Source organism: Acinetobacter sp. CFCC 10889, assembly GCF_003268395.1.
In the GTDB taxonomy this organism is placed as follows: Bacteria; Pseudomonadota; Gammaproteobacteria; order Pseudomonadales; family Moraxellaceae; genus Acinetobacter.
Genome location: NZ_LQXQ01000017.1, coordinates 17,323 through 36,660, shown reverse-complemented (window position 1 = coordinate 36,660; position 19,338 = coordinate 17,323). Strand labels below are relative to the sequence as shown.

Below are 19,338 nucleotides of genomic sequence, written 5' to 3'. Positions count from 1 at the left end.
GTGCTGTTTCATTTTTCTTTTTGATCTAGAAAATAAAATAGAAAGGAGATCGTGATGCAACAAGCATTATTGGGTGGTGGGTGCTTTTGGTGTACTGAAGCCGTATTTTTACAGCTGAAGGGCGTAGAAAAAGTCATCAGTGGTTATGCAGGTGGCGATACCATAAATCCAACGTATGAGCAGATCTGCACAGGTAATACCAATCATGCAGAAGTGATTTTGATTGATTTCGATGAGCAGCAAATCAGTTTTAAACAATTACTGAATGTTTTTTTCACCACTCACGATCCAACAACACTGAACCGTCAAGGCAATGATATCGGTACACAATATCGCTCAGTGATTTACTATTTTAATGATGAGCAAAAAGTACAAGCTGAAGCTTATATTGCAGAATTAACAGCGCAAGATTTAGATATTGTCATAGCGCTTTCTCCTGTGCCAACGTTCTACCCTGCTGAAGATTATCACCAGAATTATTATGCAAAAAATCCTTCACAAGGTTATTGTAACTTTGCGATTCCACCCAAGTTAATGAAACTACAAAGTCAGTTTAAAGATTTACTTAAAGCCTAATTTATCTTCATCAGCAATAAAAAAGCGACCTTTGAAAGATCGCTTTTTTATATTTTACGCTATTTAAAGACTTAATTATCACTCATAAAGGCAAGATCGTTCAGTCCGGCTTCACTGGCACGAGACATGACTTGAGCAACAGTATCATAACGTGAATCTTGGTCTGCTCTCAATTGAACCGCAGGTTTTACAGGTTTTGCAGCTTCTTCTTGGAAACGTTTTTCCAACTCTGGTAAACCAATCACTTGATCATTCCAAGCCACTTCACCTTCTTTGTTAATGCTGATGGTGATCGCTTCTGGCGGCGGTTCAATAATTTCCGCAGTGGTTTTTGGTAAGGTTAATGGTATTGATGGGTTAGCAACGGTTGCAGTCACCAAAAAGATGATCATCAATACCAACATAATGTCGATGAGTGGAATGAGATTCATCTCATTCATGCCAGCATCGTTGTCTTCACCCAATTGAAAAGCCATTAAGCTTGACCTCCAACTAAACCTTTTTGTGTTGCTTGGTTTTCAACTTTCGCAGTTGAATCTTGTTGCAACATAGTATCAATCAATAAACCGTGTGCTTGATCTTGTAATTCATTTGACAATGTACGGTTGAAACGTACACAAATGTTATATGCCAATACCGCAGGAATCGCAACAGCCAAACCTAAACCTGTCATGATCAATGCTTCACCTACAGGTGTTGCCACTTGTGCTAAACCTGCTTGACCACTTTTACCGACAGCAACAAGGGCATGGAAAATCCCCCAAACTGTACCAAACAAACCTACAAATGGTGCAATTGATGCGATCGTACCTAAAACTGAAACACCTTTTTCAGCATTTGATTTTTCAACTGAGATTTGACGCAACAAAGCTTGTTCTGCAACGGCTTTACGTTGATCAAAACCCAAAGGAGCAAGTTTTGCTTTCAGCTGATTGACTGCTTGCGCAAGATGCGCTTGTGCTTGTTGTTTAAGCTGACGTGTACCCATTAAACGTAAAATGAATACTGTCCATGTGGCAATCGACATTGCCAATAACACGAAATACAGTGTTTTACTGACTGCATCCGCATGTTGCCAATAAACTGAAAAGTTCATACTCGAACTCCTGATAAGGTTAGCCGGTTAAATTTATTGTCCAGAGGTTTTCAAACTTACAGGTAAATCTGCAATCATTGCACGTCCATCATTGGATGGATTCATTCTTGCAGCACGTACAGCACTACGCACTTCACGATCAAGGCTAGGTAAGCCACTTGATTTTAGGACAGTGACGTTGGTGATTTTACCTGTAGGATTGATTTCAATACGAACAACTAAAGATCTGTCTTGATTTTTCAGTAAGTCATCATCGAACTCAAACGATGGTGCTTTTTTCCAAGAAATTTCGCCTGCACTCAACTTACGCGGTTGCTGTGCTTCTTGTTGGCGACGTTGTTGCTCTTGACGCTGTTGCTCTAAACGTTGTTGCTCTTGGCGTTGCTGTTCCTGACGCTGTTGTTCCAACGTTGTTGCTCTTGGCGTTGTTGTTCTTGACGCTGTTGCTCTAAGCGTTGCTGTTCTTGTTGGCGCTGCTCTTGCTCACGTTTAATTTTTTCATGATCAATCTTAGGTTCTTCCTGTTGGATCGCTTTCTTTTCTACCACAGGTTTTTTCTGGGTAATCAGCTTTGGTTTTTCAACAGGCGGTGGTGGAGCTTTTTTCTCAACCACAGGCTTTGGCTCAACCTTCGGTTTTACTGGAGGTGGAGGCGGCGGCGGTGGAACAACCTGCTCTTCTTTGATTTTAACAAATTTGACTTGAATCGGTTTCTTTTCGATGGGTTTTAATTCAGGCGTTTTTAGATGACTCAATGCCCATAATGCGCCCATATGCCCTACAAGAACGGCAATTACAGCAACAATGACCTTTTGCTTCATCGAGTTAGGTGCCTGCATATTTGAAGTGGAAGATTGACTCATACGAATCTAAATACCTAAATCTGAGAAAATCTATACACAAGATAGCTTGTTTAGATTGAACTCATCGGATAGAACAATGAAAGTGCGCTAATAATAAATGAGAAGTGTTTTCATTTGCAACTACTTTTTGGTTGCTTTTTAACGTTTTATAAATCAAAAATAAAAAAAGGATGCCTATTTGCATCCTTTTCCCACTTAAAAAATAGCTATATCTTATTGAAATACAACGGTCTTATTACCATCAACAATAATGCGATCTTCTAAATGCCATTTTACTGCACGAGCTAAGACATTACGTTCTACATCTTGTCCAAGCTCACGCAATTGTTCAACTGTAAAATCATGGCTCACACGCTCTACATCTTGCTCAATGATCGGACCTTGATCAAGGTCAGCAGTCACATAGTGTGCTGTTGCACCTATCAATTTCACGCCTTTCTCATGTGCTTGTTTATATGGATTTGCACCCACAAAAGCAGGTAAGAATGAATGGTGAATATTGATAATTTTCATTTCCCATTTTTGCACAAATTCTTCATCTAAGATCTGCATATAACGAGCAAGCACCAACAAATCATTGCCTTGCATTAATTCATCGATTTGAGCATAAGCTTCACGTTTGTTCTCTTTATTCACAGGAACAACATGGAATGGAATACCAAAATTTTCTACCGCTTCTTTTAAGTCGGGATGATTTGACACAACTTGGGTAATTTCACACGGTAAACCACCACGTGCATGACGCCATAAAAGCTCAAGCAAAGCATGATCAACTTTCGACACCAAGATTCCGACTTTTTTAACATCACTGACCAATGCCAAACGCCAATGCATTTCATAACGTTCTGCAACATTTGCTGAAAAAGTCTGTAACAAAGTTTCACGACGACTTTGTAGATTCTCAAGTTCAAACTCAACACGCATGAAGTAACGTCCGCCCTGAGCTTCAGTTGCATATTGATCAAGCGCAGTAATATTTGCGCCTTGATGATACAAAAAGCTCGATACAGCTTGCACGATCCCCGGTTTATCTTCACAAGTAATCAGGAGACGTGCTGTGTTGGCAGTGGTCATGTTCATGTTAATAGGTATCACTTATACGTTAATTTGAAAACAGCCGAATATTCTAACGCTTTTTACACAGCTTTCAATCATCGAACGCAATTCAATCATGTTTTAACGTCGATAAACTGGCAAATAATTCGGAAGACCCAAAACTTTCAAGCAAGCGTTCATAAGTTTCACGGCTCTCTCCACGCAAATATGGACCTTCTAAAAACACCATTTGACGTAATGCTTGCCACATCCATTTTTCATCCAAATGATTGGAATTACTTAGATGTCCAGACATATATAAAAAATTCGTCCAGTTGGTCAGCACGATCCAAATATTAATAATCAAAGCTTCAATCTCAGATGCTGTCATTTGCATCAACCCAGCATCAACAAAGGCATGATAAATTTTTTGCCCTTGCTGCATGACTTTACCTGCAAAACGTGGATAAATTTTTCTAAAGTCATCATTATTTTCAATCAAATGATAAACATCACGATGTAAGAAGCGATATTCCCAAAGTTGACTACTCAAAACTTGGAAATAACGGATTTTATCATTTGCATTGACTATCCGGTCATCGGGCAATGCAAGCATCTCAAGCGTTTCTTTTTGATAGCACTCCATCAGCTCCTTGATGATCTCTTGTTTGTTACGAAAATGGTAATACAAATTACCAGGACTGATCCCAAGCTCAGCCGCAATATGGTTTGTGGTGATTGAACGCTCACCACGCTCATTAAAAAGTTGCAAGCTAATTTGCAAAATTCGATCTTTGGTTTTTACCGGTTTGGTGTGCGACATCCTAATACCATATTTCAGTGTTAGCTTAGACTAACATATAAAGTAACTTGACTAATTAGAGCTTTTACTCTAAAAATTATCATAAATCAGCTCCTCTCTAAAGGTGTTCGAGATGAACAGTCAAACAAAAACAAATCCAATGACTTCTTATTCCCCTGAAGTTCAACATTTACATGATACGCTTGCGCAACAGCAACGAGCTTATCAACGCTATCCAGTACCTACTGCAAAAGAGCGTATTGAGCGTTTAGCACGTCTTAAAAAAGTGTTACTAAAATATCAAGATCAAATTGCAGAAGCAATCAATCAAGATTATGGCAACCGATCCATCACAGAAACTAAAATTGGTGAATTGGTGACCTGTTTAGAGCAAATTAAATATTATAGTAAGCATTTAACCGCATGGATGAAACCTTCTAAACGCCATGTTGGCATCATGCATCAACCCTCTAAAGCATGGGTACAGTATCAACCGCTTGGTGTGATTGGGATTATTGCGCCGTGGAATTACCCATTGGTACTTTCTGTTGGTCCACTGATCTGCGCGCTAGCCGCTGGCAACCATGCCATGATCAAAATTTCAAGTTCATCTATGAACTTTGGTTATGTCTTAGAAAACGCCCTTGCAGAAGCTTTTCCACGTGAACTCGTTGCAGTCATTACAGGCGGTGGTGTAATTTCCGATGCCTTTAGCCATTTGGCTTTTGACAAAATGATTTTCACTGGCTCAACCAATGTTGGCAAAACGGTTATGGCAGCAGCCTCAGAAAACTTAGTGCCTGTGATCTTAGAACTGGGGGGTAAATCCCCTGCAATTGTTCATCCATCTACAGAAATGAAAGATGTCGCACAACGTTTGGCATTTGGTAAATTATGGAATTCAGGTCAGACCTGTGTTGCGCCTGATCACTTATTCTTACCAAAAGGCAAAACTGCTGAATTTGTAGAACAATACAAAGCTATCGTGACAGGTATGTATCCCAACATTGCCAATAACCAAGACTACACCTCGATTATTAATGATAAACAATATCGACGTGTACAAGGCTATTTAGAAGATGCTCAAGCACAAGGTGCTGAACTCATTGAAATCAATCCTAAAAATGAAGATCTCAGTCAAGCACGTAAAATTGCACCGACTTTAGTGACAGGTGTCACGACTGACATGGATATCATGAAAAATGAAATCTTTGGTCCAGTACTACCGATCATGGAATATGATCAAATCGATGATGTCATCGACTTTATTAATAGCCGTCCACGCCCACTTGCATTATACTATTTCGACTTTGACGATGCGCGAGCACAATATGTCGCTCAGCGTACTCATTCAGGGCACTTCGGTCAAAATGCGTTATTGACCCATGTTGCACAAGATGACTTACCTTTTGGGGGCATTGGTGCATCAGGGATGGGGAAATATCATGGTCCAGAAGGTTTTTTCAGTTTATCGCATGAACGTTCAATGATGTCTATGCCTAAACTCTTTAGTGTAAAATTCATCCTACCGCCATTTGGTGGAGCTGTTCATAAAATTTTAGAGAAAACTTTTATCCGCTAACTGATCAAGGCATGATCTATCGTCAAAGATCATGCAGTGTTTTCATCAATTCCGCTTGTCTTTTAAGCGGAATTTTGGTATAAAACGCCCCTTGAAAGAATTCAATCCGTTTTATTTTGACTGGCCATACAGATTTGCTGTTGGCTAAATCAATGGAGTTACACCATGTCTAAGGTTTGCCAAGTTACCGGCAAGCGTCCAGTCGTTGGTAACAACGTCTCACACGCCAACAACAAAACTAAACGCCGGTTCGAGCCGAACCTGCACCACCACCGTTTCTGGTTAGAAAGCGAAAAACGTTTCGTACGTCTTCGTTTAACCACTAAAGGTATGCGTATTATCGACAAATTGGGCATTGAAAAGGTTGTTGCTGACCTTCGTGCTCAAGGTCAAAAGATCTAAGGAGTCTGAACCATGCGTGATAAAATTCGCCTAGTTTCTACTGCTGGTACAGGTTATTTCTATACCACAACTAAGAACAAACGTACTATGCCGGAAAAAATGGAAATCAAAAAATTTGATCCAAAAATCCGTCAACACGTAATCTTCAAAGAAGCTAAAATTAAATAATTTTAGTTTTCTAAAAAACACGACCCTTTTGGGTCGTTTTTTTTGCCTTTTTTTTACTCATATTGTTAAAATTCTCACAGTTTTGCTTTTGGCACCCTTTGTGCTTTGTTTGTACATTGCGATGCCTTATAAATTTCTCCACCGTTTAAGGAGTATTGAGTGCCACATGATGTAGATTTGATTATTTTACTTGCAGTTGGTTTTGGTATAGCGCTCATCTTTGGCTATATCGCTGCTCGTTTGCGCTTACCCCCATTGATCGGCTACTTAATTGCCGGAATTATTATTAGCCCCAATACACCAGGTATCGTGGGCGATATTACCCTCGCTAATCAACTTGCAGAACTCGGTGTGATGTTCCTCATGTTTGGCGTGGGGATGCATTTTTCTTTAAATGATTTGATCCAAGTACGGCGTATTGCATTACCCGGTGCGATTTTACAAATTACTGTTGCCACTATTTTAGGCATGATCGTGTCACACTTTTGGGGCTGGTCTTGGGGTTCTGCACTCGTCTTTGGTTTAAGCCTGTCCTGTGCCAGTACGGTTGTCCTCCTTAAAGCATTAGGCGATAAAGGTCTTCTCGATTCCGTCAACGGTAAAATTGCTGTAGGTTGGCTCTTGGTTGAAGACCTTGTGATGGTTTTGGTTTTAGTTTTACTGCCTGCAACCGCAGTATTACTCGGTGGTCAAGCACTTGCTGGACATGACAGTGATCAAAATATTTGGCTAACTTTAGGGATTACCCTACTCAAAGTTTCAGGCTTTATTGCCTTTATGCTGATTGTAGGTAAGCGACTTGTACCGATGATCATGCAATATGTGGCTCGTTTAGGCTCTAGAGAGCTTTTCACACTCACAGTCGTTGCCGCTGCTGTTTCTATTGCATATGGCTCATACGCGATCTTTGGCGTATCTATGGCGCTTGGTGCATTCTTTGCGGGCATGGTGGTAAAAGAGTCAGACTTTAGCCATCGTGCTGAAGAGGAAACGCTTCCTTTACGTGAAATTTTCTCGATTTTATTCTTCGTTTCTGTCGGGATGTTGTTCGACCCACGCATTATTGTGGAACAACCACTCCATATTCTCGCTGTTATTGCCATCATTATGATTGGTAAAACCATTGCAGCGATGGCACTGGTGTTATTTTTCCGCTATCCACTCAATACAGCGTTGACAGTTGGTGCAAGTTTGGCACAGATTGGGGAATTTTCATTTATTTTAGCGACACTTGGTTTGTCTTTAGGTTTACTCACACCTGAAGCACAAAACTTAATTTTAGCAGGGGCTTTATTTTCCATCACACTGAATTCATTTTTATTCTCTGCAATCGAACCTGTACAAAACTGGATTCGTGAACGTTCACATTTGGCACGTTTACTCGAACGTAGTGGCGACCCTCTTGCCATGTTGCCTGATGAGGTTTCGCAAGATTATTTGCGTGATCAAGTGGTAATCGTCGGTCATGGTGAAGTTGGGCGTAGACTGACCAAAACTTTAATGGATGATGGTATTAAGGTTGTCATCGCTGAGGAAAATCGTGAAATTGTGGAAAATCTGCGTGAAAAAGGCATTGCTGCGGTTTCGGGTCGTGCGACAGAACCGAGTGTATTGATTCAAGCACATATCCAACATGCTCGACTATTGGTCCTCTCCCCGATGGATATTTTAGATATTCATAAAATTGTCGACACGGCAAAATTGCTCAATCCACAAATACAAGTCTTGGTTTGTGCGGAAAGTAAGGAAGAAGCTGAAGTCATTCGTAGAGATCAAATTGGTGAAGTGTATTATGCAAAAGAAGAAATGGCGAAAAATATGAGTAATCATATTTTAAATCAGATCCAAATTGCACATCATCATGAACCAACACATTGATTCATTGATCATTCCAAACAGACTCGCAAATATGCTAGTCTGTTTTGCTTTATAGAGCGATTTAAAAAGAAGCAATATTAACAATTGGACAAGATGTGCTTTTCATTAAAAAATTTAAGCATAATTTATTGAAATACATAAAAGACAAATAAGAGGACTACATGTTTCTATTTTATTTTGGGTTACTTATTTTGCTGATCGCCTCAATTGGCTTTCTCATTGCTGCATTCAAAGAAAGTATTTGGTGGGGTATTGGTTGTTTATTACTTTCTCCAGTGTCATTGATTTTTCTCATCATGCATTGGAATGTAGCTAAAAATCCATTTTTCCTACAATTGATTGGCTTGGCGATCATGTTTGTCGGTGGATACTTTTTTGCACCACAGCCTTTACCTACACATTAAAACTCTAGATTTAAATATAAAAAAACGCACTTCAAAGTGCGTTTTTTATTGAAAATAAGCATTTAACTCATATATTTTGGTTGCTCATCTAGCACTTCTGCATTGAGTTGATTCACTTGATTTTCCATCAATGCGTACAATGCCGCTTGAATCATATGCTGTGCAATCGCAGGCGTTTGATCCCCTAATAATGCTTTTACTTCGTCATTAAACTGAATCGTGACCAAGGGTTCTTGTTCTGAACCTGCATTGCGTAGCGCCAACTCTCCACCTTCAAGCTGCACCAACTCTAAAATCGCTTCTTGATTTCCAAATAACTCTTTTAACTGTTCAATCGACATATCAATCACCCTCCATGCTCAACATGGGGCAAAATGCTGAATGCATTTTGCATCTTGTAACTATTGTATATAGTCATTCACTATCAAATTTCAAGTAAAACCAATCAAAAAGATCAGAATTCCACCATTTCATTGCGAAAACCATCAATCAGTTGCGTTAAATCTCGGTGCCATTCTCTTAAAATCTTCGTATCAGGCAACCATGCTTGTGGGGTTTGTGTCACTTTGATAATGAGATTCGATGATGTTTCATCTTCAGGTTCTGGCGCACTCGGCTCAGGTGCATACTGACATGAACGATATGCACGTTTAAGTTCAGCAATAAAACCACTTTTTGCTAATTGTTGCATCACCACGACTTCAGGAGAAACCTGTCCTTTTTCTGCCATGTGTTCTTCAATGGATTTAAGGGTTGGTGCAAAGTCATTGAGGCGATAGTAGCGTACCAACTCCTGCAAAAATGCCAAAACAGCACCATGTAAATGAAAAACTGCTGCTTCACGCTGTGCCTGTGCTTGTTGTACATTTTCAGACTGCTCTGCTTGCATACAAGAAAGTCGAGCAAAATACAATTTTTGATTGGTGCGGTCTGCATGAAAGCGAGCAACTCGTGACATGATTTTTATTTCCTGATTTTGGCAACATTTACCTGACTAAGATTAAACTTTCTTGGTATAAATGCACAACAAAATTTATAAATGATCAATATCAATGCAATAGATTTTACGCTTTGCAGGCACATCCAAAGGCTGTGTAATGGGGCGAACATTATGGATCACCCAAGCAAAATAGCCTTCCGCCCAATAGTTCGCACACGCTGCGGCAAATTCATCCTCTCGCCAAGGATGAACTGATTCAATATCAACAATGGCAACAGCTTTGCCCATTTCTTCTGTATATTCAGCACTTAAAAATTGCAAATTTTCAACAATGATTAAATCTTTCAGGGGTAATTGTTCAGGCGTCCATGAACGTATTTCCAAAGTTTTTAAGCCTTGTGCAATTTTCAATCCATTTGGTGCAACGATAGAGAGAGCAGAATACCTTTTTTTCATATATTCCCAATTCAACATTTTCAAACATAAAAAAGGAGCCATTTCAGCTCCTCTTTTACTCAGTATATTTAAGCTTGTGGCTTATCTTCCGCAGCTTTGACACGAATACCCGCACCTTTTACTTTTAAAGTATTTAAGCCTTTGATCGCCTTGATCGCTTCACGTGGATTTGGCATTTCGATAAAACCAAAGCCTTTCGACTTTTTGGTTTCAGCATCCATCACCACAACCGCAGACTCAACTGTGCCATAAGGTTTAAACAATTCAAGCAATTCTGCTTCTGTGACTGAACGCTCTAAGTTACGTACTAAAATTTTCATGGTCAAACCTACTTTATCTTCGCTATAGTTTAATCCAGATCAATGCCAAAATCTAAATTAATCCGCTTACGTGCGATCAAAGCACTTTTTACCGTTTGTTCACGCTGACGATAATGGGTTTCAGTGGTGCATAAATTCCGAGTTAAATCATTAAGAAAATAGCTTTCCACTTTACGACCTTTTTCATCAGTTTGAGTATGCGCCCAAAAACTTAAATTTTGTTTGGTTAATATCAACTCATTTTGCGCACGGGTTAACGCCACATACAACACACGGCGTTCTTCTTCCACTTCATCAAAATTACCTTGTGCACGTGCGTGTGGATATTGCCCTGCTGAAACATTCGCCACATAACAGACTTTTTGCTCAGTTCCTTTTGCGGAGTGAATGGTAATCAACGTCACCACATCGTCTTGTGACTGACGCTCTATTTCAGAAATAGACACAGGATCAAGTACATATTCTTCTAAAAACTCACTCAGTTGTGAATGTTTAGAAGCCAGTTGTTTCACAAGATCGAAATCACCCACTCGTTTATGCCAATCTTTCTTGGCATAATTTTCTTCAAGTTGATTGAGAATGGCTTCGACACCGAGTTTGACGCAAGCTTCTACTTCGGTTTTGAGTACTGACATTTGCTTCATAATCAGCAGAGTATTGTCAGGAATTCGCCCAAACTTTTCTAATTTCTCAAATAGTTTATCAAGGTCGGATTCAAGTAAAAGTTGCTGTGCAAGCTTACTTGCACCGACATCACCGACACCATTCCACAGAGTTAAAAAGCGCATCCACGCAATATCATCCATTGGATTGGCAATCACACGGAGTAAACTCAGCAAGTCTTTAACATGCGCTGTTTCAAGCAGTTTCATCCCACCAATAAAACGATATGGCACATTGGCTTGGATAAATGCTGCTTCGATATGACGTGCAGCAAAGGCTGAACGCACTAACACCATGTGGTCATTCCATGCAGCAGCTTCAAGCAAATGCCGTTCTTTGATGTCGATGGCAATCCATTTCGCTTCATCAAATTCATTGGGAAAGACGTGCATTTTCGGTTTAATGCCATCGCCACGATAGGCTTCTAATTTTTTATCATAGTGAATTTCGCTTTGATCAAGCAACCAATTAGACAGATCTAAAATTTCTTGGGTGGAACGATAATTTTTTTCGAGTTTGAAAATTTCTGCATCAGGCACACGCTCTTTGAAATGGTGAATATTTTCAAAGTCCGCACCACGAAATCCATAAATCGACTGTGCATCATCCCCCACACAGAACAATGAAGTTTTATCTTTCAGTGGTTCCAGAATTGCCCATTGCAATGGATTGGTATCCTGCATTTCATCCACGAGCATGTGTTGACACAACCCTGCCACATAATCAGCCAAGCCCTCAGACTGCGCCAAACCTGAAGCCACCACAGCCAAAATATCGTCATAATCCAGAAAATAACGAGTACGTTTTCGGCTTTCGTACTCTTTCATAATCTCAGCAATTTGATCTTTATATTCTAAAAATTCAGGCAATTGTTTTTCTAAAGCCAAACTGAGTTTTTGGCGGGTATTGCGCGCGAATGAATAGAGGTCGCAAAGCTGTTGTGGCTTCGGCAATGCATTTGGATTTTTCTTATCATCTTTGCCACGGATTAAGCGGAATAACATCAGTTGATCATCACGATCAATAATTGAAAATTGTTCTAATCCAAAGGCTTTTGGCACACGGCGCAAGAGGTACATACAAAAGGTATGGAATGTTGAAGCGCGTAAACCTTTGGCTTGATCACCCAAAGCGAGTTCCACACGTGCGACAATTTCACTTGCTGAACGACGAGTAAATGTCAGAATTTGGATTTGATTGGCAGGCACACCTTGATCAATCAAGTACGCTGCTCGTGCCACGATGGTTTTGGTTTTGCCACAACCTGCCCCTGCAAGTACTAAACTGTGTTTTGTTTCAGTCGTAGCAGCTTGTTTTTGTTGAGGGTTTAATTCATTGATCAGGTTGGCTAAACTCATATTTACTCATCGTGTTATGGATGGGTGTAGTTTAGCAGACTCTATTAGACAGTAAGACTATAAATAAACGACATTACTTGTAATTAAAGATTATCAAAATCATACTATTAAATATTTGTTAAACATTTTTTATAATCAACATCTTCTACAGCACTTTCCAATCTCGTCCTCTCAACTTGTAGTGATGATAAATTTGAGAACTTCGGATTAGCTTTTTGATGAATATATAAAGCTAAACTTAACTCTAAATTAGGACACAAAATTTCATCAATTTTTGATTTTATTTCAGCTAACTTTAAATTATCACGTTTAAGTTTATCTTTATATTCATTTCTAATTTCTAAGGTTTTTCCTTTTTCCGCTATAGCTTTATCTGTTGAAACAACGACCTTCTGCATTGCCAAATCAAGCTTATAACCCATTAAATCCACACTTAAACCATAATTTTCATGAGTAATTAATTCATGATTTTTTTGTGCAAACTCAAGTTTACTCGCAACCCAGTTTCGCTCATCATTTACTTTCTTAACTACAATTTTTTCAATATCATCAGGTAGCGCAAATGTTTGAGTAGCAATCAATCCACATAATAACACTATAATTTTTTTTATATTTAACATATAAATTACCAAGGCTCCCTAATTTATAAAATCATTCTAATTTAGATAATAAAATAATCAATTAAATTAAATACATTTTTCTTTATTAATCAACCTCACCACACTCTCACAGCACCTTTCCAAATTCTTCTCACCATTTTTTAAAGCTGTAGTTAAATCACAAGCCCCATCCACAATCCCAAAAATCGCAGTAAATCCCTCATCATACAATTCTTCAACACCTTCACCGACATAGCCTGCAAAAGCGATCACAGGCTTATTCAAACGCTTCGCCACTTGCGCCACACCAAACGGGGTTTTACCAAACTTGGTTTGAAAATCTATGCCACCCTCACCTGTAAAGACATAATCTGCTTGAGCAATTTTTTCAGCAAGCTGAGTTTCTTCGATCACGATTTCCACGCCTGAACGAATACTTGCACCTGCAAAAGCCATCAGTCCAAAACCCAAACCACCTGCTGCCCCTGCTCCTGCTATATTTTGTTTTTCAATGTTTAAAGTAGATTCAACCAAATCAGCAAACTGCTTTAAGTTCTGATCTAAAGTTTTGACCATTTCAGGGTTTGCACCTTTCTGTGGTGCAAACACATAAGACGCACCATTTTCGCCACACAAAGGATTATTCACATCACTCGCAATGATAATCTCAGTCTGTTTTAAACGCGCATCCAATTCCGAAAGATCAATGCTTTGAATCTGATCAAGCTGACCACCGCCCAATGCAACGGATTGACCATATTCATCCAAAAACTTTGCCCCTAAAGCCTGCGCCATGCCTGCACCTGCATCATTGGTCACACTACCACCCAAACCAATAATGATTTTCGATACACCCAAGTCCAATGCAGCTTTAATCATTTCTCCTGTACCCAAAGTTGAAGTGAGTAATGGATTGCGTTGCGACTTTTCGATCAGATGAATACCATTGGCAAGTGCCATTTCGATCACAGCCGTTTGATCATTTTCAATCAAACCGAAATAGGCTTGGACTTTTTTCTGTGTAAATGGTCCTGAAACTTCGATGTAAACTTTGCGCCCATTTCGTGCAGAAACCAAAGCATCAACTGTTCCCTCTCCACCATCTGCCATCGGTACATGGATAATCTTTGCATCAGGTATAACTTTTTCGATACCACGTTGCATAGCCAAGCAGGCTTGTTCAGCGGTCATACTTTCTTTAAATGAATCAGGGGCAAGGATAAAAGTCGTCATGTTCCATCATGTAAGTTGTTGGTCTAAGCCTATTATTAACATGATTTTTTCAATCAATTGGCTTATTTTATATCTTTTTATAATTTGCTTATTTTTGTTTCACTTTTTTATCCTCACTACGAAAATATAGCCAAATAAAGAACAGCAAAAGTGCTACGACTATTGCCAAAATAATGCTAACTCCTGAATCTATTTGAATTCCATCTGCTTTTAACTCATTGATCATAAAATATAAAACTGATCCAATCGCGGTAAGCGTAAATGAAATTTTATAAGCTTTATTCATCATTTTTATAAAATCTAAACAGTGTTTGAAAATTTTAGCGATAAAATAAAGTATACCCAATAATGAAAGTGTAAATCCCATGTCACGTGTCAATCTCGGTAAAACCGCACCTGAACTGTATAAAACAGTGCTTGAACTTGAAAATTTATCCGTGCAAAAAGTGAAACAAGCAGGTTTAGATCTTGGTTTTTCACATCTGTTAAAGCTACGTGCCTCACAAATTAACCAATGTTCTTTTTGTGTACGTATGCATACTCAGGACGCAATCAAGGCAGGTGAGTCTGTAGATCGAATTGCTTTGATCAGTGCATGGCGAGAAAGTCAGTATTTTTCAGATAAAGAACGTGCTGCCTTAGTGTTGATTGAAGAAATCACATTGATTGCACAACAGCATTTTCCTGATGAAGCCTATGCAGCCGCAAAAGAAGTATTGAATGATGACGAAATTACGGCGATTGAATGGATTGCAATTGTCATTAATACGTGGAATCGTATTGCCATTTCAAGCCAATATAAAGTGGCGCCTTGAGCAAAATAATACAATCTTGAATTTTAAATAAACTTAAATTTTTCAAAGCTAAAACAAAAATGCCCAACATATTGATTGGACATTTTTATTCATTTAAAAAATAATCAATGACTTGCAGGTGGTATCTGCTTAATTGCTGCTGCAAAAGTCAGATAATTGACACCTTGGAATAAAATATCTACACCAAGAAATAATCCTAAAACCCAAAACGGAGCATCAGGCGAAGCTAAAATAATTGCACCTGTCGCCAAAGTCAGTAAACCCGAAAATAATGTCCACCCCCAACCTGACATCGGTTTCAACATAAAGGCATTAAAAACTCGAATAAAACCGCCAATTAATAAAGCTATCGCAAGCAGATTGGTCAACACCACAGCCGTAGTAATCGGAGATTTAAACGCATAATAACCAGCGATCAAATACAATATTCCGAACAATGCCCAAAGCCAACGAAAGCCGCCATCAAAGATTTTAAAAGCAGCAATTAAATGAATCACCCCACCGATCATCATCAGGACACCAAACAAGACGACAACTGTTAATGTTGCCATACCCAATGAGGCAAGTAGTACCAAGCCAAAGATGACCAAGACCGCACCCAACAACAAATACCATTTCCGATTTTCATGCAATTGATGACGGACTATATCATTTCCCACAGTACGCATATTTGTTCTCTTGGTTGTTATTGATTCATTTGATTTTTAATCCGATTCAATTTTTTGTCTGTATAAGATATGCATCTGACATGTGGATAGATTCTATCTTATCCACAGTTCTGAGCATCATGAATACTTCTTATTTAATCCACCCAATTTCTTGTGCTGTTAAGTCACTCATCATAGTGTCTTGCAAACTATTTGGAATTTTACTTTTGCTTGCAGAAATTGGTACATAGCCCCCCATAATTTCAGCATATTGCTGTGGATATAAAGGTTTTTGTGCAGGATGTGCATAGCCTAATGGGAAAATGGGCTGACCTGTCATTAAATCATATTTATCTTTTGCACCAAAAGTATGTAATAACTCATGTACCAAAACCACTTTATTTTGGTCACTTTGCTTTTGTGAAGCAAAAAGATTCACTGTACCAATACGACCACGTTCCAAAGCAGTGGAATGTTTCACTTGTTTGGTCAATTTAGGATCGTAATAATTTAAATAAAGTGTGACAGCAGGTGCACCATCACCACTTTGATGTTGTTTCCATGCATAAAAACGGAACTTTAAACTCCAAAGCATACTCCTTAAAGCACTACTCTTTTCAGAAACTTGTGGTGGTAATTGTTTTAACTCACGTCCAAGTTGGAAATACAATTGAATCGGCTGTCCTCTAAATTGTTGCGATTGCTGTTGTAAATATTGTTGAGAATCACCCAGACTATCTATCGAAAGTTGCTGAATATACTTTTCAGTCGCAGCTTGCCCATCCGCATTGATTGGATGTAATAACACCACGATTGGTTTTGTCCAATCCTGATTCATGTCTCGCCATGCATTGACTACAACGACCAATAAAATCGCCAACAAAATAACGACTCGGATTTTTTTCCACATATTTATTTTATTCCAAATTAGCCGTGCAAAGTTAAATGACAATATTGAATCCAATCACGATTCTCGAATCTACAAATTTTCAAATATCCAACAACAACTTCCAGTCTGTCTGAAAATACAATGTTTTTGAATTCTCTTTTCAGTTATTTTAAAGCTATTTCCAACAAACTTTCAGGCTTATTTTCTACAAAATTTTCCCAAACAAAATCATATAGTTTTCTTTGATTTGAAAATACCACCAATGCTTTTGCATCAGCCAAATTACACCAACGATATTCGGTATGTTCATCATTTAAAACAACAGTTTGCTCATCACTACAAATCCCCACAAAAGCAGGAATCATTTCAATCACATTCAAACTCGCTTCATAAAATTGTTCAATATAATCAGCACTAAAAAGTTGCTTGACTTGAATCTGCGTTTCTTCCTGTATTTCTCGGAGAATAGCTTGAGTTGCTGTTTCATTGGCTTCAACTTTTCCTGCCACATGACACCAAAAATCACCTTTCACTCGTTTCATCAACAAAATTTTCATTTCACCATCCACTTTAGAAAGTAAAATACTAGATACAATAATGGAACGGATCGGAATCATGTTAAATCTCTGTTTATATAAAATTTTAGAGCATAAAAAATGCTAACCGAAGTTAGCATTTTTTTATTCAAAAATTTCAGTAAATTTATGATCATTACGCACAAATTTTTTCACTTTTTTTTGAATATAAACCACTTTTTTCATCTAAATATTGCTTTATTTGTTTTGCAACAACATAAGCTAAATGTACTGGAACAGCATTTCCAATCATTTTATAAGCATTCTGGAGAGCGTCATAAATAAACTCAAAATCATCAGGAAAACCTTGAATCCTTGCACATTCTCGAATAGATAAACGGCGATATTGTTCTTCTTTCCCAAAAGAAAACTCAAACTTATTCTCTTCTATTTTAATCATCTTAGGCGCTTGAGGATGTTGTGGCGCTTGCCTACCGCTTGCCTGTATAGTGAATGATGGCTCATCCCAACCACGCACACGATTTCGACTCATATAAATGGTTGAATAACTACCTGTAAAATATTCATGATTAAGAATCTTACAAGCATTACCATTCGTTTTATTCTTATCTAAGGCGGGAATAGCCAAGTCCTTAATATCATCAATCACTTGACGTAAATGCTGTTTTTGTTCTGTAGCTATAGGCTCAGGAAACTGAAAATTAGTAATATTTAAGTCATGTCGGAAGCCAATATAAAACACACGCTTACGTGTCTGTGCCACCCCGAAATCATAAGCGTCTAGCATTTTAATAAATACGTGATAGCCAGACTGTTCAAACATATCAATAATATTTTGAACAGCTTCATTATGCCTTTGAGCTAACATACCAGATACATTTTCAGCAACAAAAAATTTGGGTTGTTTTGCTTTTAAAATACGAATGTAATCAAAGAATAATTGACCACGTGCATCATCTATACCACGTAATGCACCTGCCTCACTCCAACTTTGACAAGGAGGCCCGCCAATAATTCCATCACAATCATTAGGGAAATCATCTTCAGAAAACTGACGAATATCTCCTTTTAATAAGTGTGCATTATGGTTTTTTTCATAAGTCGCCCAAATCGTTTTATCATATTCATTAGCAACTGAAATTTCAAAGCCAGCTTTCTGAAAACCTAAATCCATACCGCCTGCCCCTGAGAACAAACTAATAATCTTTGGTTTCATTAACTAAACTCCTGAAATAAAAAAGCTGATAAGTTTAGCAGATTTAAATTGAGCTGGATTATTTGGATTTCTAATTTGTACATTTTCTATGGTTGCATTTGGTGTATCTTCAATTAATTCAATCAATTGTGATGCATTTTCAAACATTGACCATTTATCATCATTAATAATAGCCATAAAGTTAAATTGATGGTTTAAATTACGCTGATAAATTAAAGAAAAAACTTTGAAAGGATTTTGAATCCCCCACATCCCTCTAACCCGTAAATATGTAATACCTAAAGGATCTATTTTATTAATTTTCCCCAATTCTTTGGTTGGTGTAAATTCAATACCCTCAATAGTTTCTACACCTGACTTGATCCGCTCTCTAACAGCATTATATATTTCTTCATCTGCTGCATAATCAATACCATATACAAAAGATAAAGCCTGTAATTGATCTTTTTCAACAACACCAACCGCATATAACATATCTTTTTGTGTCCACATCTCTGCAGTTCTACAATATGATGTCAGCATTGGATTGTTATTTTTCAACACAGCTTTCGGATAACTTGAGTTTAAAGCTAGATCAGAATTTTTGGTTTCAATTTTTTTAACTTCAATCGCATCTCCTCCTCGCAGCATCGCATCAGGAGGATTGCTCGTATTACCAATATATGAGAAATGCGTATTAATAGCATCTGCTCGTTCTTGTTCTGTTAAGTTATATCCATTAATAAACAAGTCCTGTATATATCGCTCTAGCGCATCCCCCATACTATTCGCACGATTACGACCAATATAGCTTTGTTGTAAATTGATAATTGGATGACGAATTAAATTCATCATCGCATCAATAACATTCGCAGACATGT

26 protein-coding genes are annotated in these 19,338 nt (G+C 38.2%); 7 read left to right on the top strand and 19 right to left on the bottom strand.

What is annotated here, in order from left to right; translation table 11 throughout:
- Positions 1–54 precede the first annotated feature (54 nt).
- The gene (gene msrA, locus AVJ19_RS08305; RefSeq protein ID WP_111859283.1) at positions 55–576 is read left to right on the top strand and encodes a peptide-methionine (S)-S-oxide reductase MsrA; all 522 of its coding nucleotides are present in this window, start codon (positions 55–57) and stop codon (positions 574–576) included.
- Between the two features lie 71 nt (positions 577–647).
- On the opposite strand, the gene AVJ19_RS08300 is transcribed toward msrA, so the two are convergent.
- From AVJ19_RS08300 to AVJ19_RS08280, 6 genes are all read right to left on the bottom strand, one after another.
- Positions 648–1,052 carry an ExbD/TolR family protein gene (locus AVJ19_RS08300; protein ID WP_111859282.1) on the bottom strand — a complete coding sequence of 135 codons (405 nt, stop codon included), beginning with the start codon at positions 1,050–1,052 and terminating at the stop codon, positions 648–650.
- Entirely contained in the window at positions 1,052–1,672 is a 621-nt protein-coding gene (locus AVJ19_RS08295; protein WP_111859281.1) for a MotA/TolQ/ExbB proton channel family protein, read from the bottom strand. The genes AVJ19_RS08300 and AVJ19_RS08295 overlap by 1 nt, the downstream gene beginning before the upstream one ends.
- 33 nt (positions 1,673–1,705) lie before the next feature.
- Positions 1,706–2,080: an energy transducer TonB gene (locus AVJ19_RS22515; RefSeq protein WP_228203323.1), complete on the bottom strand. Its 375-nt coding sequence runs from the start codon at positions 2,078–2,080 to the stop codon at positions 1,706–1,708.
- The gene (locus AVJ19_RS22510) at positions 2,032–2,535 is read right to left on the bottom strand and encodes a hypothetical protein (RefSeq protein WP_228203322.1); all 504 of its coding nucleotides are present in this window, start codon (positions 2,533–2,535) and stop codon (positions 2,032–2,034) included. Before AVJ19_RS22510 ends, AVJ19_RS22515 begins: the two co-directional genes overlap by 49 nt.
- 213 nt (positions 2,536–2,748) lie before the next feature.
- Entirely contained in the window at positions 2,749–3,615 is an 867-nt protein-coding gene (gene purU, locus AVJ19_RS08285; RefSeq protein WP_111859280.1) for a formyltetrahydrofolate deformylase, read from the bottom strand.
- Between the two features lie 85 nt (positions 3,616–3,700).
- Positions 3,701–4,393, bottom strand: a complete 693-nt coding sequence (locus AVJ19_RS08280) for a TetR/AcrR family transcriptional regulator (protein WP_111859279.1) — start codon at positions 4,391–4,393, stop codon at positions 3,701–3,703.
- Positions 4,394–4,505: 112 nt separating this feature from the next.
- Here AVJ19_RS08280 and AVJ19_RS08275 point away from each other — a divergent pair, with 112 nt between their 5' ends.
- The 5 genes from AVJ19_RS08275 (at position 4,506) to AVJ19_RS08255 (ending at position 8,806) form a co-directional block, all read left to right on the top strand.
- Entirely contained in the window at positions 4,506–5,954 is a 1,449-nt protein-coding gene (locus AVJ19_RS08275) for a coniferyl aldehyde dehydrogenase (RefSeq protein WP_111859278.1), read from the top strand.
- Positions 5,955–6,119: 165 nt separating this feature from the next.
- Positions 6,120–6,356: a 50S ribosomal protein L28 gene (gene rpmB / locus AVJ19_RS08270; RefSeq protein ID WP_000048256.1), complete on the top strand. Its 237-nt coding sequence runs from the start codon at positions 6,120–6,122 to the stop codon at positions 6,354–6,356.
- Positions 6,357–6,368: 12 nt separating this feature from the next.
- Complete coding sequence (gene rpmG, locus AVJ19_RS08265) at positions 6,369–6,524, top strand: 50S ribosomal protein L33 (RefSeq protein ID WP_003654787.1); 156 nt, start codon at positions 6,369–6,371, stop codon at positions 6,522–6,524.
- A gap of 159 nt (positions 6,525–6,683) precedes the next feature.
- Complete coding sequence (locus AVJ19_RS08260; protein WP_111859277.1) at positions 6,684–8,402, top strand: cation:proton antiporter; 1,719 nt, start codon at positions 6,684–6,686, stop codon at positions 8,400–8,402.
- A gap of 161 nt (positions 8,403–8,563) precedes the next feature.
- Positions 8,564–8,806, top strand: a complete 243-nt coding sequence (locus AVJ19_RS08255) for a hypothetical protein (protein ID WP_111859276.1) — start codon at positions 8,564–8,566, stop codon at positions 8,804–8,806.
- A gap of 62 nt (positions 8,807–8,868) precedes the next feature.
- Here AVJ19_RS08255 and AVJ19_RS08250 read toward each other — a convergent pair whose 3' ends face one another.
- From AVJ19_RS08250 to AVJ19_RS08215, 8 genes are all read right to left on the bottom strand, one after another.
- On the bottom strand, positions 8,869–9,147 hold the full coding sequence (locus AVJ19_RS08250; RefSeq protein ID WP_111859320.1) for a hypothetical protein: 279 nt from the start codon (positions 9,145–9,147) through the stop codon (positions 8,869–8,871).
- Positions 9,148–9,260: 113 nt separating this feature from the next.
- The gene (locus AVJ19_RS08245) at positions 9,261–9,764 is read right to left on the bottom strand and encodes a DUF6586 family protein (protein WP_111859275.1); all 504 of its coding nucleotides are present in this window, start codon (positions 9,762–9,764) and stop codon (positions 9,261–9,263) included.
- A 75-nt stretch (positions 9,765–9,839) separates the two neighbouring features.
- The gene (locus AVJ19_RS08240) at positions 9,840–10,202 is read right to left on the bottom strand and encodes an ASCH domain-containing protein (RefSeq protein ID WP_111859319.1); all 363 of its coding nucleotides are present in this window, start codon (positions 10,200–10,202) and stop codon (positions 9,840–9,842) included.
- A gap of 68 nt (positions 10,203–10,270) precedes the next feature.
- Positions 10,271–10,522 (bottom strand): RNA recognition motif domain-containing protein, encoded by a 252-nt coding sequence (locus AVJ19_RS08235; RefSeq protein WP_111859274.1) that lies wholly within the window; start codon positions 10,520–10,522, stop codon positions 10,271–10,273.
- 29 nt (positions 10,523–10,551) lie between these two features.
- On the bottom strand, positions 10,552–12,543 hold the full coding sequence (locus AVJ19_RS08230; protein WP_111859273.1) for an ATP-dependent helicase: 1,992 nt from the start codon (positions 12,541–12,543) through the stop codon (positions 10,552–10,554).
- A gap of 107 nt (positions 12,544–12,650) precedes the next feature.
- Positions 12,651–13,163, bottom strand: a complete 513-nt coding sequence (locus AVJ19_RS08225) for a hypothetical protein (protein ID WP_111859272.1) — start codon at positions 13,161–13,163, stop codon at positions 12,651–12,653.
- Between the two features lie 66 nt (positions 13,164–13,229).
- Positions 13,230–14,375, bottom strand: coding sequence for a glycerate kinase (locus AVJ19_RS08220; protein ID WP_111859271.1), 1,146 nt, complete (start codon positions 14,373–14,375; stop codon positions 13,230–13,232).
- A gap of 88 nt (positions 14,376–14,463) precedes the next feature.
- Entirely contained in the window at positions 14,464–14,742 is a 279-nt protein-coding gene (locus tag AVJ19_RS08215) for a hypothetical protein (protein WP_111859270.1), read from the bottom strand.
- Between AVJ19_RS08215 and AVJ19_RS08210 the strand changes: the two genes are divergently transcribed.
- Positions 14,741–15,190 (top strand): carboxymuconolactone decarboxylase family protein, encoded by a 450-nt coding sequence (locus AVJ19_RS08210; RefSeq protein ID WP_111859269.1) that lies wholly within the window; start codon positions 14,741–14,743, stop codon positions 15,188–15,190. The genes AVJ19_RS08215 and AVJ19_RS08210 overlap by 2 nt on opposite strands.
- A gap of 104 nt (positions 15,191–15,294) precedes the next feature.
- Here AVJ19_RS08210 and AVJ19_RS08205 read toward each other — a convergent pair whose 3' ends face one another.
- The 5 genes from AVJ19_RS08205 to AVJ19_RS08185 form a co-directional block, all read right to left on the bottom strand.
- Complete coding sequence (locus AVJ19_RS08205; protein ID WP_068973691.1) at positions 15,295–15,858, bottom strand: HdeD family acid-resistance protein; 564 nt, start codon at positions 15,856–15,858, stop codon at positions 15,295–15,297.
- A 130-nt stretch (positions 15,859–15,988) separates the two neighbouring features.
- Complete coding sequence (locus AVJ19_RS08200) at positions 15,989–16,747, bottom strand: hypothetical protein (protein ID WP_111859268.1); 759 nt, start codon at positions 16,745–16,747, stop codon at positions 15,989–15,991.
- Between the two features lie 143 nt (positions 16,748–16,890).
- Complete coding sequence (locus tag AVJ19_RS08195; RefSeq protein WP_111859267.1) at positions 16,891–17,343, bottom strand: NUDIX hydrolase; 453 nt, start codon at positions 17,341–17,343, stop codon at positions 16,891–16,893.
- 94 nt (positions 17,344–17,437) lie between these two features.
- Positions 17,438–18,478 carry a DNA cytosine methyltransferase gene (locus AVJ19_RS08190; protein ID WP_111859266.1) on the bottom strand — a complete coding sequence of 347 codons (1,041 nt, stop codon included), beginning with the start codon at positions 18,476–18,478 and terminating at the stop codon, positions 17,438–17,440.
- Positions 18,479–18,481: 3 nt separating this feature from the next.
- Positions 18,482–19,336 carry an NgoPII family restriction endonuclease gene (locus AVJ19_RS08185; protein WP_111859265.1) on the bottom strand — a complete coding sequence of 285 codons (855 nt, stop codon included), beginning with the start codon at positions 19,334–19,336 and terminating at the stop codon, positions 18,482–18,484.
- Positions 19,337–19,338 lie beyond the last annotated feature (2 nt).